This window comes from Variovorax sp. RO1 (genome assembly GCF_002849325.1).
GTDB lineage: Bacteria > Pseudomonadota > Gammaproteobacteria > Burkholderiales > Burkholderiaceae_C > Variovorax.
In genome coordinates, this window is record NZ_PKMT01000002.1 from 397,783 (window position 1) to 412,867 (window position 15,085).

Consider the following 15,085-nt stretch of genomic DNA (forward strand, 5'->3'; position numbering starts at 1 on the left):
CACATGAACACTTCACGCACCGCACTGGCTCTCGCGCTGGTCGCAGCCTTCTCGGCCAATGCCTTCGCCCAGGTGTCCGACGACACCATCCGCATCGGCTTCATCAGCGACATGTCGGGCATCTACCGCGACTACGACGGCCCGGCTGGCGCCGAGGCGATCCGCATGGCCATCGCCGACATGGGCGGCGCCATCGACGGCAAGAAGATCGAGCTGGTCACGGCCGACCACCAGAACAAGCCCGACATCGCCGCCGCCAAGGCGCGCGAATGGTTCGACGTGACCAAGGTCGACATGCTGATCGGCGGCGTCAACTCGGGCGCGGCCATTGCCATGGCGGGCGTGGCGGCCGACAAGAAGAAGCCGTACTTCGTGGTGGGCTCGGGCGCGTCGAGCCTCACCAACGAGTACTGCTCGCCCTACACCGTGCACTACGCCTACGACACGGTGGCCATGGCGCGCGGCACCGCGAGCGCGGTGGTCAAGGCCGGCGGCAAGAGCTGGTACTTCGTGGCGGCCGACTACGCCTTCGGCGCCGCGCTGCAGAGCGACGCCACCAAGACCGTGCAGGCCAGCGGCGGCACGGTGGCGGGCTCGGTGAAGCACCCGCTGGGTGCGAGCGACTTCTCGTCGTTCATGCTGCAGGCGCAGAGCTCGAAGGCGCAGGTGCTGGCATTGGCCAACGCGGGCGGCGACACGGTGAACGCCATCAAGTCGGCGGCGGAGTTCGGCCTCAGCAAGAACATGAAACTCGCCGGCATGATCATCACCATCAACGACGTGCACGCGCTGGGCCTGAAGGCCTCGCAGGGCATGTACCTCACCGACAGCTGGTACTGGAACCAGAGCCCCGAATCGCGCGCCTGGGCGCGCCGCTTCTTCGACAAGCACAAGCGCATGCCTTCTTCCTTCCATGCCGGCGACTACTCGGCCACGCTGCAGTACCTGCAGGCCGTGAAGGCCGCGCGCAGCGACGACGCCGACAAGGTGATGGCGCAATTGCGCAAGACGAAGTTCAACGACATGTTCGTCAAGGGCGGCTGGCTGCGCGACGACGGCCTCATGGTGCACGACATGCACCTCATGCAGGTGAAGACGCCGGCCGAGTCGAAGGAGCCGTGGGACTATTACAAGGTGATCGAGAACATCCCCGGCGAAGCCGCCTGGACCACCAAGACGGAGAGCCGCTGCGCGCGGTGGAAATCAGCATGACCCTCATCAACGACGTGAAGCGCGTCGCCGTCGTCGGCACCGGCGTGATCGGCGCGAGCTGGGCCGCGTACTTCCTCGCGCAGGGGCTCGACGTGAACGCGACCGACCCCTCGCCCGGCGCCGAAGACCGGCTGCGTGCCGCCGTGGCGCAGCACTGGCCGACGCTGGAACGCTTCGGCCTGGCCGAGGGCGCCTCGGTCGATCGCCTGCGCTTTCACGACAGCCTGGAAGACGCGGTGGCCGTGGCCGACTTCGTGCAGGAGAACGGCCCCGAGCGCATGGATTTCAAGATCGACCTGTTCCGCCGCATGGACGCGGCGGCGCCACCCGAGACGATCCTCGCATCGAGTTCGTCGGGCCTGGCGATCAGCGGCGTGCAGTCGGGCTGCGCGCACCCGCAACGCGTGGTGCTGGGGCATCCGTTCAATCCGCCGCACCTGATTCCGCTGGTCGAAGTGATCGGCGGCGAACAGACCTCGGCCGAGGTCATCGTCCGCGCGATGGCGTTCTATGCCGCCATCGGCAAGCGGCCGATCCACGTGAAGCGCGAGGTGAAAGGCCACATCGCGAACCGGCTGCAGGCTGCGCTGTGGCGCGAGGCGTTCCACCTCGTCAACGAAGGCGTGGCGAGCGTGGCCGACATCGACACCGCCATCGCGCACGGCCCCGGCCTGCGCTGGGCCGTGATGGGGCCGTTCATGAACCTGCACCTTTCGGGCGGCGCGGGCGGCATCGCGCATTTGCTCGCGCACCTGGGCGGGCCCATCGAAGACTGGTGGAAGGACCTGGGCGCGCCTTCGATGACAGACGCGTTGAAGCAGCAGGTGGTGCAAGGCGTGGCGGAAGAACTCGGCACGCGCCACACGGTCGACCTCGAGGCTGCTCGCGACACCCTGCTGTTGAACCTGATTCGCGCCAAGGCCGAGACGGGTACGCTGGATTGACATGACCGACTTCCTTCTCGACGACACGCTGATCGCCCCGCCCCGCACGGTGCGCATCGACCTCGACGACGGCTCGTTCGTGCTGCGCTCGCCGACGACGTTGCAGCCGTATGCACGCTGCATCGGCGAATGGATCGAACGCTGGGCGCGCGAAACGCCCGACGCGCTGGCCTTTGCCGAGCGCGATGAAACGGGCGAAGGCTGGCGAAAGCTCGACTACCGCGCGCTGCGTGCAGCCGTCGGCGCGGTGGCGCAGGGCCTGCTCGACCTGAACCTGCCAGCGAACAAACCGGTCGTGATCCTCTCGGACAACGCCATCGACCACGCGGTGCTGATGCTCGCGACGATGCACATCGGCCGCACGGCCTGTTCGCTGTCCAGCGCCTACTCGCGCATGACCAAAGACCCGTCGCGGCTGCACGGCATGCTGCAGGCGTTGCAACCGGCGCTGGTCTATGCCTCCGACGCGACGGTGTACGGCGCATCGCTCGCAGGCTGCGGCATCGAGGCCGTGACGGTGTTCAGCCGCCACGCCGACACGCATCCCGGCGCGATGGCGTTCGACCGATTGCTCGCGGCGAAAGAAACACCCGCCGTCATGCAGGCCTTCGCCACCGTGGGCCCCGACACGCACGCCAAGTACCTGCTGACCTCGGGCTCCACCGGCAAGCCCAAGGTGGTGATCAACACGCACCGTATGCTGTGCGCCAACCAGCAGATGATGGCGCAGACTTGGCGCTTCCTCACGCAGGAGAAGCCGGTGCTGGTCGACTGGCTGCCGTGGAGCCACACCTTCGGCGCGAACCACAACCTGCACATGGTGCTGTGCCACGGCGGCGCGCTCTACATCGACGAAGGCCGGCCCGCGCCGGGGCTCATCGAGAAGACCGTGCGCAACCTGCGCGAGGTGAAGCCCACGCTGCTGTTCAACGTGCCGCGCGGCTTCGACATGCTGCTGCCGTTCCTCGAAGCCGACGACGCACTCGCCACCGAAGTGTTCTCGCGATTGCGTCTCGCCTTCTACGCGGCCGCAGCGCTCGCGCCTTCGACCTGGCAGCGCCTCGAAGCGGTGGCTCAACGTGTGCGGCCCACGCGCCCGCTGTGGCTCACGACCTCGTGGGGCGCGACCGAGACCTCGCCCGCGATCACCTCCGCGCACTGGCAGCTCGACGGCGCCGGCTGCATCGGCGCGCCGCTGCCGGGGCTGGAACTGAAGTTCGTGCCCAACGGCGAGAAGCTGGAGATGCGCGTCAAGGGCGTCTCGGTGTTCCCCGGCTACCGCGATGCGCCGCGCGAGACCGCCGAAGCCTTCGACGCCGAGGGCTACTACCGCATCGGCGACGCCGGCTTTCTTGCGAACTCCGGCGACCCCGCGCAGGGCGTGATCTTCAACGGCCGCGTGGCGGAAGACTTCAAGCTCTCGACCGGCACCTGGGTGTCGGTGGGCACGCTGCGCGTGAAGCTGGTGTCGCTGCTGGCGCCGCATGTGCAGGACATCGTGCTCACGGGCCACGACCGCGACGCGATCGGCATGCTGGTGTTCGCGAGCCCGCAAGGTGCGGCGCTCGCGCCCGACGCGCTGGCCGCGCGCATCGCCGGGGTGCTGCGCGCCGTGCGCGACGAAGGCGCGGGCTCGTCGCAATGCCCGGCCTGTGCGCTGGTGCTGGCCGAACCGCCCAGCCTCGATGCGGGCGAGATCACCGACAAGGGCTACATCAACCAGCGCGCGGTGCTCACGCGGCGCGCCACCGAAGTGGCGCGGTTGCATGCACCGGACGAAGGCGACACGGACGTGATCCGCATCATCTGAGCGCGGCGGGGTTGGAGAACCCGGGAATGTTTTCTACGATGGCCGGACCGCCCCGCCACCGCACCTTCCCGGAGACTCCGCCATGACCACCCCGCCCTGCGTGACCTTCGACGTGGACGGCCCCGTCTGCACGCTCACGCTGAACCGGCCCGACAAACGCAATGCCGTGGACGGCGTGGTCGCCGCCGCATTGCGCGCGGCCTTCGAACGCTTCGAGGCCGACGACGCGCTGCGCGTGGCCGTGCTGACGGGCGCGGGGGGCCACTTCTGCGCGGGTGCCGACCTGAGCGCGGTCGGCGATCCGGCGCGCCGCAACGAGCTCGACCCCGAGGGCGGCGGCGCCGGCCCGATGGGCCCGACGCGCATGGCGCTGTCCAAGCCGCTGATCGCGGCGGTGAACGGCTATGCGGTCGCGGGCGGGCTCGAGCTCGCGCTGCTGGCCGACCTGCGCGTGGCCGACGACGATGCGGTGTTCGGCGTGTTCTGCCGCCGTTGGGGCGTGCCGCTGATCGACGGCGGCACCGTGCGGCTGCCGCGCCTCATCGGCATGGGGCGCGCGCTCGACCTGATCCTCACAGGCCGCCCCGTCGGCGCGGCCGAGGCGCTGGCCATGGGCCTGGTGAACCGCACCACGCCGCCGGGCGGCGCGCTCGCTGCCGCACAGGAACTGGCACGGCAGATCGCCGCCTTCCCGCAGCAGTGCATGCTGGCCGACCGCCGCTCCGCCTTCGAACAATGGGACCTGCCGCTGGCCGAGGCACTGCGCCGCGAAGGCGCGCAGGGCGTGCCGATCGTCGCGGCCGAAGGCGAGGCCGGTGCCGCGCGCTTTGCCGGCGGTGCGGGCCGGCACGGCACCTTCAAGGGCTGATTCAAGGACTGGACCGGCGCCGCAGCGCGGTGCGCAGCGCCTTCGCGAATCGCGGGTCGGCCATGGCGCCGACATTGAAGCGCGACCAGCGCGAGACCTGCGTCGAGTCGACACTGAAGATGCGCCCCGGCGCCATCACGATCTTGCGCGGCAGCAGCTCTTTCGCGAAGGCCAGCGAATCGTCCACGCCGGGCAGCGCGGCCCAGATGTAGAGCGACTGCGGGCTGCGCGCGAAGACCTCGGCGTCCACCGTATCGAACAGTTTCAGCGCGTCGCGCGTGGCCTCGCCCAGCCGCTGCTGCAGGCGCTTGAGGTGCCGCTGGTAGTGGCCCTCGCTCAGGATGACGTCGACCGTGCGCTCGCTGTACTCCGAGCTGCTCACGTGGATCAGCGCCTTCAGGTCGGCAAGGTCGCTCGCCAGGTCGGCCCCGCAGGCGATGAAGCCCACGCGCAGCGCGGCCGAGAACGACTTCGAAAAACTGCCGATGTAGATCGTGCGTTCGAGCTGGTCGAGCGCGGAGAGACGCGGCAACGCCGTCGGCTTGAAGTCGGCCAGCGGGTCGTTCTCGACGATCAGCAGGTTGTACTTCTGCGCCAGCTGCAGCACGCGAAAGGCCTTGGCCGGCGAGATGTCGGAGCCCGTGGGGTTGTGCGCGAGCGACTGCGTGAAGAACAGGCGCGGCCGCTCGGCGATGAGCAGTTGCTCCAGCACGTCGAGGTCGGGCCCGTCGGCCAGGCGCGGCACGGCCAGCATCTGCGCGCCCGCGAGCTTGAGCTTGCCGAACAGCGGGTAGTAGCCGGGGTCATCGACCAGCACCTTGCCGCCGGGCGGTACGAAGTAGCGGATGACGATGTCCATCGCCTCGTTGGCGCCGTGCGTGAGCACGATCTGCCGCGGCTCCGCGCCGATGCCGAAGTCGGCCAGCTTGCGCACGAGGTGGTCGCGCAATGGCGCGTAACCGAAGCGGCTGCCGTAGCGGAACAGCGCGCCGAGCCCCGTGCGGACGACCTTCGGGTGGTACTTGTCCAGCCGCACATCGGCGAGCCATTCGACGGGCGGAAAGCCGTCGCCCACGGCCACCGCATCGGGCTGCGTCTTGAGCTGCTCGCGCATGAGCCACACGATGTCCATCGCGCGGCCGAGGCTGCCGGCGTCTTCTTCGGCGGGCTTGGGCGTGGCCGTGGCCTGCGCGAGCACGTAGTAGCCCGAACCGCGTCGCGGCTCGACGAGGCCGCGCGACACCAGCAGCTCGAAGGCGGCCACGACAGTGTTCTTGGCATAGCCGTGAAGTTGCGCGAGTTCGCGCAGCGAGGGCAACTTGTCGCCGGCCTTGTAGGCGCCGCTCGCGATCTGGCGCGCGAGGGTGTCGGCGAGCGAATCGGCGATCGTGGTCATGGGCTTCGACTGTGACACAGCAGGCCGCGCTAGCGCACCACTGTCCGCACTGTCCCGCGAAACTGTGCCTTCCGCGGGCGGTACAGCCGGCCTAAATTGCCTGCTCCCGAATTCACCTTCCGAAGAGACACGCACCGATGGCCGCCGATTCCCGCATTCCCAATTTCCGCGCACTCACGCCCGCCCAACGCCTGGCCCACATCGCACAGGCCGCCTCGCTCACCGACGACGAGGTGGCGCTGCTCGCGCAACCCGGCGCGCTGAGTGTGGAGCGTGCCAACGGCATGGTCGAGAACGTGATCGGCACCTTCGAGCTGCCGCTGGGCGTGGCCGGCAACTTCACCGTGAACGGGCGCGACTACCTCGTGCCGATGGCGGTCGAAGAACCCTCGGTGGTCGCCGCCGCCTCGTTCATGGCCAAGCTGGCGCGCGAAGGCGGCGGCTTCGAGGCGTCGAGCACCGGGCCGCTGATGCGTGCGCAGGTGCAGGTGATCGACATCACCGATCCGTACGGCGCGCGGCTCGCGCTGCTGCGTGCGCGCGACGAGATCCTGGCCGTGGCCAACAGCCGCGACAAGGTGCTGATCGATCTCGGCGGCGGCTGCCGCGACATCGAGGTGCATGTGTTCGGCGACACGCCGCGCGGCGCGATGGTGGTGATGCACCTGATCGTCGACGTGCGCGACGCGATGGGCGCGAACACGGTCAACACGATGGCCGAGGCGGTGTCGCCGCTGGTCGAGCAACTCACGGGCGGCACGGTGCGGCTGCGCATCCTGTCGAACCTGGCCGACCTGCGGCTGGCGCGTGCGCGCGTGCGGCTTGCGCCTTCTGTGCTGGCCACGCGCGAGCGCAGCGGCGAAGAAGTGGTCGAGGGCGTGATCGACGCCTACACCTTCGCGGCCATCGACCCCTACCGCGCGGCGACGCACAACAAGGGGATCATGAACGGCATCGACCCGGTGATCGTCGCGACCGGCAACGACTGGCGCGCGGTGGAAGCCGGCGCGCATGCGTACGCCTGCCGCAGCGGGCGCTATTCCTCGCTGACCACGTGGGAGAAGGACACGAGCGGCGCGCTCGTCGGCACCATCGAGATGCCGATGCCCGTGGGCCTTGTGGGCGGCGCCACCAAGACGCATCCGCTCGCGCGGCTCGCACTGAAGATCCTCGACGTGAAGTCGGCACAGGAACTCGGCGAAGTCGCCGTGGCCGTGGGCCTCGCGCAAAACCTCGGCGCCCTGCGCGCGCTCGCCACCGAAGGCATCCAGCGCGGCCACATGGCGCTGCACGCCCGCAACATCGCGCTGGTCGCGGGGGCGACCGGCGACGAGATCGATCACATCGCCAAGCAGATGGCGGCGGAGCACGACGTGCGCACCGACCGCGCCGTGGCGCTGCTCGACGCACTGCGCAAGAAGTAAGCAACGCGGGAGCATCCCGCACCACGGTCCGCGGCCCACACCGCGGCGGTCGCGCACGCGGCTGTCACATAACCACAGACGGAGACAACACACATGAACGCAGACAGTGCAACGCCCGCCCGCTGGCGGCTGGTGGAGATATGGGGCGACACGGCCGACCTGGGCCACCTCGCGTGGTCGATCGTGATTGGCGTCGCGGTGAGCCTCACGGGCTACCTCGTGGCGAGCCGCGTGCTCGCGAGCGTCGTGAGCACGCCCGAACTGGCGCGCGCCTACGCCATGCTCGCGGGCCTTGGCGGCTGCGTCGTCTCGGGCCTGATCTGCGCGAAGCTCTTCGCGCCCAAGCGCGAGGTGGTCGAAGGCACCGACCCCGATCCGCGCTGGCGCGAAGAAGTGCTGGCCGAACTGGCCGGCGAGCAAGGCGACCTGGGGTCGGTGGACGACCTGCCGCCGTCGGTGGTGCGCGAGATGAAGGAGCTGGAAATCTACGACCTGTTCGCGTCGTACAAGCCCCGCGCCAAGAACGCCGAAGGAGCCGCATCGTGATCGACGCCGCCCTGTTCAACCAGATCCTCGTCGCCACCGGCATGGGCCTCGTGGGCGCCATCGTGTTCGCGGCCATCGGCCTCGTCTCGGGCACCGACGAAACCACCACGCTCGCGCCACTCACGCTGCTGGTGGTGCTGCTCGGCGTGCCGCCCGAAGGCGTGTTCACCTTCTTCCTCGCGGCCGCAGTCGCCAAGCACATGACGCACGCGGTGCCCACCGCGCTGCTCGGCATTCCGGGCGACACCATGGCCACGCCGCTGCTGCAGGACGCGAACGTGCTGCGCAACCTGGGCGTGCCGCACATCGCGCTGCGCAAGATGGTGTCGGGCGCGATCATCGCGGCCTTTCTCGCGGTGCCGCTGGCCGTGCTGTTCGCGGTGCTGCTGGCGCCGTATGGCGCGGCCATCAGCAAGGCGGCGCCGTGGATCTTCGTGGTGGCGGCCGTGGCCATTGCCTACTTCTCGAGCGGGCGCTGGGCCTCTGTGGCGACGCTGGTGCCGTTCGTGATGGTGATCGTGGCGCTGCAGGCGCTCACCGGCAAGTACGGCGTGAAGCTCAGCATCAGCTACTTCCTGGGCATCGCCATCGGGCCGCTGGTGGCCGATTTGTTCTCGGTGATCTCGCCGGCGGCGCGTGCGCGCATGAAGCGCGACAAGGTCCGCACCTTCTCGCTCGCGCCCGACGTGAAGGGCTGGACGGGCTACTTCCCGAACCCATTCAAGGTGCTCGACCGCGCGCAGGTGAAATGGACCTTTGCCACCGCCGCGATCTCCAGCGCCACCTTCGTGTTCAGCCCGGTCGCGATGACGGTGGTGCTGGGCGAGCTGGTCGGCTCGCGCATCAAGCACGCGTACCACCGCCTCACCACGACGTTGGCCGCGCGCAATGGCGTGACCGAGGCGACCTACATCGCCGAAGCATTGATCCCGCTGATCGCCATCGGTCTGCCGCTGAGCCCCGTGGCCGCAGGCCCGGCGGCGCCGCTCTTCAATGCGCCGCCGGTGTTCACCATCGATTCGGCCACGGGCCAGACGCACAACCTGCACAACCTGCTGAACCACTGGGAGTTCCTCGGCTACGGCATGCTGGCCGTGGTGCTCGCGGCGCTGGTGGCCTACCCCTTCACGATGAACTTCGCGCGCCGCGCGGCGCTGTTCGTCTCGCGCAAGGTGAGCCACGAAGCGATCATCGCGACCTTCGTCGGGTTGATCGTGGTGATCAGCGTGTGGGAAGGGCAGCTGCTCGGGCTGCTGGTGATCCTGACGATGGGTCTGCTCGGTGGGCTGCTGTCGCGTGCGATCGGGTTCAACACGGGCGTGCAGTTCATGGGGTACTACACGGCGGTGTTGACGGTGCCTGCGGTGATCAAGGCGTTCTCTTGATTGGTTGACGGGGGCGTTCAGGGCGACGCTCCCGCCGACGGGGGACATTCGCGGAGGGAAGTACCCGGTGGCCTGGGCACACGCCCTGAACGCGACGCCAGACCGCTCAACGCTGCGGCGATGCAGGCGGCTTCGGCGCCTTCTTCTTCGCAGGCTCATCCCCGCCGAAGAGCTTCTCCACCTGCTGCCCCACACGCGCCCCAATCGCCGTGCCCACACCCGGCAGCACCGCACTGCCAACGGCCGCCCCCGCGAGCGCGCCGCCGGTCATCGACACCTCGGGCTCGGCCACGCTACCGCTGATCTTGAGCGGCACGCCGACCACGCCGTCGACCAGATCGACCGCCATCTCGCCCGTCATCTGGCGGTTGAAGAGCCGCAGGTTGCCGCTCGCGGTGAGCACGCCCGAGCGCGCCTTGAGGTTCGTGTAGCGCATCACGATGCCGTCCTCGGTGCCCTGGGTGTCGAGCGTGCCGGTGAGCTCGTCCAGCGCCGTGGTGCCGCCGCGGCTGATGCCGACGGTGGTCACGGCCTTGGCGAGGTCGAGGCGGGTCAGCGTGGCGGGCTGCACCGAGAAGGTGGTGCGGGTGTGCAGGCCGCGGATCAGCGCGCCCACCTCGCGGGCCTCGGCCACCAGCGAGGTGTGGCCCGAGACCTTGCCGGCCACCGCCGAGCGGCGCCCGAAAGCCTGCACCAGCCCTTCGATGTCGACCTGCCGCGGGTCGAGCTCGGCCGACACGCGCAAGCCCCGCCCCTCGGGCAGCACCTCGAGCCGCGATTCGCCGTTCCACGTGCCGCCTCCGGCATCGATGCGGGTGCGCCAGCGGTCTTCTCCGCCCTCGCGGTCCAGCCGCAGCCGAACGGGCGACGCGGCGCCGGCGCGCTCCAGGCGCAGGTGGCGGGGGCGCCAGTTGTCGTCGAAGGTCACGTCGCCGTCGTAGGCCAGCGCGATCTCGCGGCGGTCGATCCAGACCACGTCGCGCCAGCGCACGCGCTCCACCGGCACGGGCGCCAGCGCCCAGGGCGCCGGCAGCACCATGATGCGGTCGCCCTCCTGCGGCGCGGGGCCCTTGCCTCGGAAAGCGCGCACCGAGTTGCGCGGCAGCACCAGACTTTCGACGTCGATCTCGTCGATGGCCACCACGCGGTGCAGCAGCAGCGGCCACAGGTGCAGCCGCACGCTCAGGCGGCGCAGGGTGATGGGCTGGGGCTGGTCGGTGGCCAGCTCGGACAGCGCCAGCACGGGCACCGGCCACAGCGACCAGTGGGCGCCGCCCACGGTCAGGTCGACGCCGTAGCGCTGCGAGAAGCCGGCGGCGATGCGGGCGGCCACCTCCTCGTCGTCGGGCAGGCGCGCGGCCACCACGAGCACCAGCGCGCCGAAGCCCAGCAGCAGCACCGCCACCGAACCCAGGAGCCAGCGTCGCACCGAAGGGAAGGTCATCGGGCCAAGGTAGCACGCAAAGGCGACTGTCCCTGTCAGCCGTCGTCGCTATAGTGCCCTCGCACCCCCTGTATCTCGGAGACTCCCGCATGCGTATCTGGAAGAAAGACATCTCGGTCGAATCGCTGACCGCCAACCACGTGGGCACGGCCGTGGCCGCCCTGGGCATCGAATTCCTGGAGGTGGGCGACGACTTCATCCGCGCCCGCGTGCCGGTGGACGAACGCACCCGCCAGCCCTACGGCATCCTGCACGGCGGCGTGTCGGTGGTGCTGGCCGAGACACTGGGCTCCTGCGGCGCGCACTACTCGGCCCCCGAAGGCGACCGCGCCGTGGGCCTGGACATCAACGCCAACCACATCCGCTCGGCCACCAGCGGCTGGGTCATCGGCACGGCGCGCCCGGTGCACCGCGGGCGCACCACGCAGGTCTGGCAGATCGACCTGACGAACGAGGCGGGCGAGCTGACCTGCGTCTCGCGCATCACCATGGCGGTGCTGCAGCCGCGCTGAGCGCGGGCGCCCCCTTCCGGGCCCTTTTCTTCTCCTCGTTTTCTTTCTCCCGCTGGTACGCCTCTTGCGGGTGGAACCCGTGTTCAGCACGGGGTGGATCGACCACAATCTCGCCCCAGGGAGCGCGTCGACCCCCCACACACACCAACCGAGGAGAAGAAAACACATGTTCAACTGGACTGAAAAGCCGGTGTCCACACTGGCCAATGGCGCCGTCATCGCGCCCGACGAGCGGCTGCCCTGGCTGCAGACGGGCGCCATGGGCATCCAGCACGTGATCGCCATGTTCGGCGCCACGGTGCTGGCGCCGATCCTGATGGGCTTCAATCCCAACATCGCGATCCTGATGAGCGGCATCGGCACGCTCATCTTCTACTTCGTGACCGGCGGCAAGGTTCCCAGCTACCTGGGCTCGAGCTTCGCCTTCATCGGCGTGGTGATCGCGGCCAGCGGCTATGCGGGCAAGGGGCCCAACGCCAACATCGCGGTGGCGCTGGGCGGCATCGTGGCCTGCGGGGTGGTGTACATCCTGATCGGGGCCATCGTGCAGGCCGTGGGCACGGGCTGGATCGAGCGCTTCATGCCGCCCGTGGTCACGGGCGCCGTGGTGGCAGTCATCGGGCTGAACCTGGCCAGCATTCCCATCAAGAACATGGCGCCCACCAACTTCGACGCGTGGATGCAGGCCGTGACCTTCCTGTGCGTGGGCCTGGTGGCGGTGTTCACGCGCGGCATGGTGCAGCGCCTGTTGATCCTCATCGGCCTGATCCTGGCCACGCTGGTGTACGCGGCGCTCACCAACGGCATGGGCCTGGGCAAGCCGGTCGACCTGAGCGGCATCGCCAATGCGGCCTGGTTCGGCCTGCCGACCTTCACGGCGCCGGTGTTCACGACCAACGCGATGCTGCTGATTGCGCCCGTGGCGATCATCCTGGTGGCGGAAAACCTCGGCCACCTGAAGGCGGTGACGGCCATGACCGGCCGCAACCTCGACCCGTACATGGGCCGCGCCTTCATCGGCGACGGCATTGCCACGGTCATCAGCGGCGCCGCGGGCGGCACGGGCGTGACCACCTACGCCGAGAACATCGGCGTGATGGCGGCCACCCGCATCTACTCGACGGCGGTGTTCGTGGTGGCGGCGGTGATTGCGCTGGTGCTGGGCTTCAGCCCCAAGTTCGGCGCGCTGATCCAGGCGATTCCGCTGCCGGTGATGGGCGGCGTGAGCATCGTGGTGTTCGGCCTGATCGCCATTGCGGGCGCCAAGATCTGGGTCGACAACAAGGTCGATTTCTCGCAGAACAAGAACCTGATCGTGGCCGCGATCACGCTGATCATCGGCACCGGCGACTTCACGCTGAAGTTCGGCGACTTCGCGCTGGGTGGCATCGGAACCGCCACTTTCGGGGCAATCATTCTTTACGCACTGCTCGGCCGTTCGCGCAACGCCTGAGGGCAGACAAAGTGAAACCTCGTGCAATAACTGTTGTGCGGGGTCAGTGAACACGGCGCCGGCCATCGGGCTTTGGCCGGCGCCCGTTAGACTCCAACGCTTTTCGCACCGACGTTCACACACGTTTTCCAATGGCCGATGTTTCCGCCGCTCGTACCAAGGCGGTTTTCGAATTCAAGAGCGCCACACTGCCGCTGATCGCAGTGATCCTCAAGACAGCCGACCTCGACGTGCTGGCCGAGGCGCTCGACGCCCAGTTGGCGGATTCGCCCGACTTCTTCGAGCAGGAGCCGGTGGTGATCGACCTCTCGATGCTGCAGGAACTGGCGGCAGAGGCCGACACCCCTGCCCCCGAGATCGACTTTGCCGCCCTGCGCAGCCTGCTGGCGCGCCACCAGACCCAGCCGATCGCCGTGCGCGGCGGCAGCCCCGAGCAGCATGCCGCGGCGCGTGAAGCCGGCCTGTCGGTGGCCGCCATGCCCTCGGCCCCTGCGCCCCGGTCGCCGGCCCCGCCCGCCGAGGCGCCTGCGGCCTCCGAGGCCCCGCAGATCGTGCGCGAGCTGCCGGTGCCGGCCAACGGCACGCTGCTGATCGACAAGCCGCTGCGCTCGGGCCAGCAGATCTATGCGCGTGGCGGCGACGTGGTGGTGACGGCCATCGTGAGCTTCGGCGCCGAAGTCATTGCCGACGGCAACGTGCATGTGTACGCGCCGCTGCGCGGCAAGGCCATTGCCGGCGCGCGCGGGAACACCGAGGCGCGGATCTTCTCGACCTGCATGGAAGCGCAGCTGGTGGCCATTGCCGGCATCTACCGCACGAACGAAGTGCCGCTGCCCGAGCCCGTGCTGGGCAAGCCCGCCCAGGTGCGCCTGGACGGCAAAAAAATAGCGATCGACGCGATTCCCTGATGAAAAACCAGGAACGCGGCAGCGCTGAGCATCAATCGACAACTGAATCGAAACAAGAAGGAATGGCGATGGCCAAAATTGTGGTGGTGACCTCGGGCAAGGGCGGCGTCGGCAAGACGACCACGAGCGCCAGCTTCGCGTCGGGCCTTGCGCTCGCCGGCAAGAAGACGGCCGTGATCGACTTCGACGTGGGCCTGCGCAATCTCGACCTGATCATGGGCTGCGAACGCCGTGTGGTGTACGACCTGATCAACGTGATCCAGGGCGAGGCCAACCTGAGCCAGGCGCTCATCAAGGACAAGCAGTGCGACAACCTGTTCGTGCTGGCCGCCTCGCAGACGCGCGACAAGGAAGCCCTGTCGCAGGAAGGCGTCGAAAAAATCCTGAACGACCTGTCGGCCATGGAGTTCGACTACATCATCTGCGACTCGCCCGCGGGCATCGAGACCGGCGCCATGATGGCGATGCACTTCGCCGACGAAGCGCTGATCGTCACCAACCCCGAAGTTTCTTCGGTGCGCGACTCGGACCGCATCCTGGGCATGCTCAGCAGCAAGACCAAGCGCGCCAAGGACGGCGGCGAGCCGATCAAGGAACACCTGCTGATCACCCGCTACAACCCGAACCGGGTGGCCGGCGGCCAGATGCTCTCGCTGGAAGACATCCAGGACATCCTGCGCATCAAGCTGATCGGCGTGATCCCCGAGTCGGAAAGCGTGCTGCACGCCTCCAACCAGGGTGTACCTGCCATCCACGACAAGGACACCGACGTGGCCCAGGCGTACAGCGACGTGGTCGCGCGCTTCCTTGGCGAAGACAAGCCGATGCGCTTTGTCGACGCCGAGAAGCCCGGCTTCTTCAAACGGATCTTCGGGAGCAAGTAGGCATGTCGTTTCTTTCGTTCCTGCTTGGTGAGAAGAAGAAGACTGCGAGCGTCGCCAAGGAGCGCCTGCAGATCATCCTCGCTCACGAGCGCTCCAGCCTCAGCGGCAAGAAGCGCCCCGATTACCTGCCCGAGCTCCAGCGCGAGCTGGTGGCGGTGATTTCCAAGTACGTGTCGATCAACGCCGACGACATCAAGGTGCACCTGGAAACCCAGGACAACCTCGAAGTGCTGGACATCAAGATCGAACTGCCCGATCCGATTCCGGCGCGCTGAGCGCCAGAACCCGGCAGCCGCCCT

The 15,085-nt window shown here is 68.6% G+C and carries 14 protein-coding genes; 12 read left to right on the forward strand and 2 right to left on the reverse strand.

Features of this window, described 5'->3' with window-relative positions; translation table 11 throughout:
* Window positions 1-3: 3 nt before the first annotated feature.
* The 4 genes from CY658_RS13040 to CY658_RS13055 all read left to right on the forward strand — a co-directional run bounded on the left by CY658_RS13040 (window position 4) and on the right by CY658_RS13055 (window position 4,834).
* A complete protein-coding gene (locus CY658_RS13040) occupies window positions 4-1,212 on the forward strand; it encodes an ABC transporter substrate-binding protein (RefSeq protein WP_101490621.1) in 1,209 nt (402 codons plus the stop codon).
* On the forward strand, window positions 1,209-2,156 hold the full coding sequence (locus tag CY658_RS13045; protein ID WP_101490622.1) for a 3-hydroxyacyl-CoA dehydrogenase NAD-binding domain-containing protein: 948 nt from the start codon (window positions 1,209-1,211) through the stop codon (window positions 2,154-2,156). Before CY658_RS13040 ends, CY658_RS13045 begins: the two co-directional genes overlap by 4 nt.
* A 1-nt stretch (window position 2,157) precedes the next feature.
* On the forward strand, window positions 2,158-3,966 hold the full coding sequence (locus CY658_RS13050; RefSeq protein WP_101490623.1) for a feruloyl-CoA synthase: 1,809 nt from the start codon (window positions 2,158-2,160) through the stop codon (window positions 3,964-3,966).
* Between the two features lie 82 nt (window positions 3,967-4,048).
* Window positions 4,049-4,834, forward strand: coding sequence for a crotonase/enoyl-CoA hydratase family protein (locus tag CY658_RS13055; protein WP_101490624.1), 786 nt, complete (start codon window positions 4,049-4,051; stop codon window positions 4,832-4,834).
* A gap of 1 nt (window position 4,835) precedes the next feature.
* Here CY658_RS13055 and CY658_RS13060 read toward each other — a convergent pair whose 3' ends face one another.
* Window positions 4,836-6,230 carry an aminotransferase-like domain-containing protein gene (locus CY658_RS13060; protein WP_101490625.1) on the reverse strand — a complete coding sequence of 465 codons (1,395 nt, stop codon included), beginning with the start codon at window positions 6,228-6,230 and terminating at the stop codon, window positions 4,836-4,838.
* Between the two features lie 137 nt (window positions 6,231-6,367).
* On the opposite strand from CY658_RS13060, the gene CY658_RS13065 reads away from it, so the two are divergent.
* From CY658_RS13065 to CY658_RS13075, 3 genes are all read left to right on the forward strand, one after another.
* Window positions 6,368-7,654, forward strand: a complete 1,287-nt coding sequence (locus CY658_RS13065) for a hydroxymethylglutaryl-CoA reductase, degradative (protein ID WP_101490626.1) — start codon at window positions 6,368-6,370, stop codon at window positions 7,652-7,654.
* 93 nt (window positions 7,655-7,747) lie between these two features.
* Entirely contained in the window at window positions 7,748-8,200 is a 453-nt protein-coding gene (locus CY658_RS13070; protein WP_101490627.1) for a hypothetical protein, read from the forward strand.
* Between the two features lie 41 nt (window positions 8,201-8,241).
* Window positions 8,242-9,585, forward strand: coding sequence for a tripartite tricarboxylate transporter permease (locus CY658_RS13075; protein WP_101491274.1), 1,344 nt, complete (start codon window positions 8,242-8,244; stop codon window positions 9,583-9,585).
* 106 nt (window positions 9,586-9,691) lie between these two features.
* Here CY658_RS13075 and CY658_RS13080 read toward each other — a convergent pair whose 3' ends face one another.
* Window positions 9,692-11,029: a hypothetical protein gene (locus tag CY658_RS13080; RefSeq protein WP_101490628.1), complete on the reverse strand. Its 1,338-nt coding sequence runs from the start codon at window positions 11,027-11,029 to the stop codon at window positions 9,692-9,694.
* Window positions 11,030-11,118: 89 nt separating this feature from the next.
* On the opposite strand from CY658_RS13080, the gene CY658_RS13085 reads away from it, so the two are divergent.
* From CY658_RS13085 to minE, 5 genes are all read left to right on the forward strand, one after another.
* Entirely contained in the window at window positions 11,119-11,541 is a 423-nt protein-coding gene (locus CY658_RS13085; protein WP_056574715.1) for a hotdog fold thioesterase, read from the forward strand.
* 166 nt (window positions 11,542-11,707) lie between these two features.
* Entirely contained in the window at window positions 11,708-12,994 is a 1,287-nt protein-coding gene (locus CY658_RS13090; protein ID WP_101490629.1) for a solute carrier family 23 protein, read from the forward strand.
* 131 nt (window positions 12,995-13,125) lie between these two features.
* Entirely contained in the window at window positions 13,126-13,902 is a 777-nt protein-coding gene (minC, locus tag CY658_RS13095) for a septum site-determining protein MinC (protein ID WP_101490630.1), read from the forward strand.
* A gap of 68 nt (window positions 13,903-13,970) precedes the next feature.
* Window positions 13,971-14,786 carry a septum site-determining protein MinD gene (minD, locus tag CY658_RS13100; RefSeq protein WP_095747381.1) on the forward strand — a complete coding sequence of 272 codons (816 nt, stop codon included), beginning with the start codon at window positions 13,971-13,973 and terminating at the stop codon, window positions 14,784-14,786.
* A gap of 2 nt (window positions 14,787-14,788) precedes the next feature.
* Window positions 14,789-15,061, forward strand: a complete 273-nt coding sequence (minE, locus tag CY658_RS13105; RefSeq protein ID WP_099794335.1) for a cell division topological specificity factor MinE — start codon at window positions 14,789-14,791, stop codon at window positions 15,059-15,061.
* The last annotated feature ends 24 nt before the right edge of the window (window positions 15,062-15,085 follow it).

Excerpts from the sequence above, each read along its gene's own strand:
- CY658_RS13040 (WP_101490621.1), top strand. The coding sequence starts at position 4 with ATGAACACTTCACGCACCGCACTGGCTCTCGCGCTGGTCGCAGCCTTC.
- CY658_RS13045 (WP_101490622.1), top strand. The coding sequence starts at position 1,209 with ATGACCCTCATCAACGACGTGAAGCGCGTCGCCGTCGTCGGCACCGGC.
- CY658_RS13050 (WP_101490623.1), top strand. The coding sequence starts at position 2,158 with ATGACCGACTTCCTTCTCGACGACACGCTGATCGCCCCGCCCCGCACG.
- CY658_RS13055 (WP_101490624.1), top strand. The coding sequence starts at position 4,049 with ATGACCACCCCGCCCTGCGTGACCTTCGACGTGGACGGCCCCGTCTGC.
- CY658_RS13060 (WP_101490625.1), bottom strand. The coding sequence starts at position 6,230 with ATGACCACGATCGCCGATTCGCTCGCCGACACCCTCGCGCGCCAGATC.
- CY658_RS13065 (WP_101490626.1), top strand. The coding sequence starts at position 6,368 with ATGGCCGCCGATTCCCGCATTCCCAATTTCCGCGCACTCACGCCCGCC.
- CY658_RS13070 (WP_101490627.1), top strand. The coding sequence starts at position 7,748 with ATGAACGCAGACAGTGCAACGCCCGCCCGCTGGCGGCTGGTGGAGATA.
- CY658_RS13075 (WP_101491274.1), top strand. The coding sequence starts at position 8,242 with ATGGGCCTCGTGGGCGCCATCGTGTTCGCGGCCATCGGCCTCGTCTCG.
- CY658_RS13080 (WP_101490628.1), bottom strand. The coding sequence starts at position 11,029 with ATGACCTTCCCTTCGGTGCGACGCTGGCTCCTGGGTTCGGTGGCGGTG.
- CY658_RS13085 (WP_056574715.1), top strand. The coding sequence starts at position 11,119 with ATGCGTATCTGGAAGAAAGACATCTCGGTCGAATCGCTGACCGCCAAC.
- CY658_RS13090 (WP_101490629.1), top strand. The coding sequence starts at position 11,708 with ATGTTCAACTGGACTGAAAAGCCGGTGTCCACACTGGCCAATGGCGCC.
- minC (WP_101490630.1), top strand. The coding sequence starts at position 13,126 with ATGGCCGATGTTTCCGCCGCTCGTACCAAGGCGGTTTTCGAATTCAAG.
- minD (WP_095747381.1), top strand. The coding sequence starts at position 13,971 with ATGGCCAAAATTGTGGTGGTGACCTCGGGCAAGGGCGGCGTCGGCAAG.
- minE (WP_099794335.1), top strand. The coding sequence starts at position 14,789 with ATGTCGTTTCTTTCGTTCCTGCTTGGTGAGAAGAAGAAGACTGCGAGC.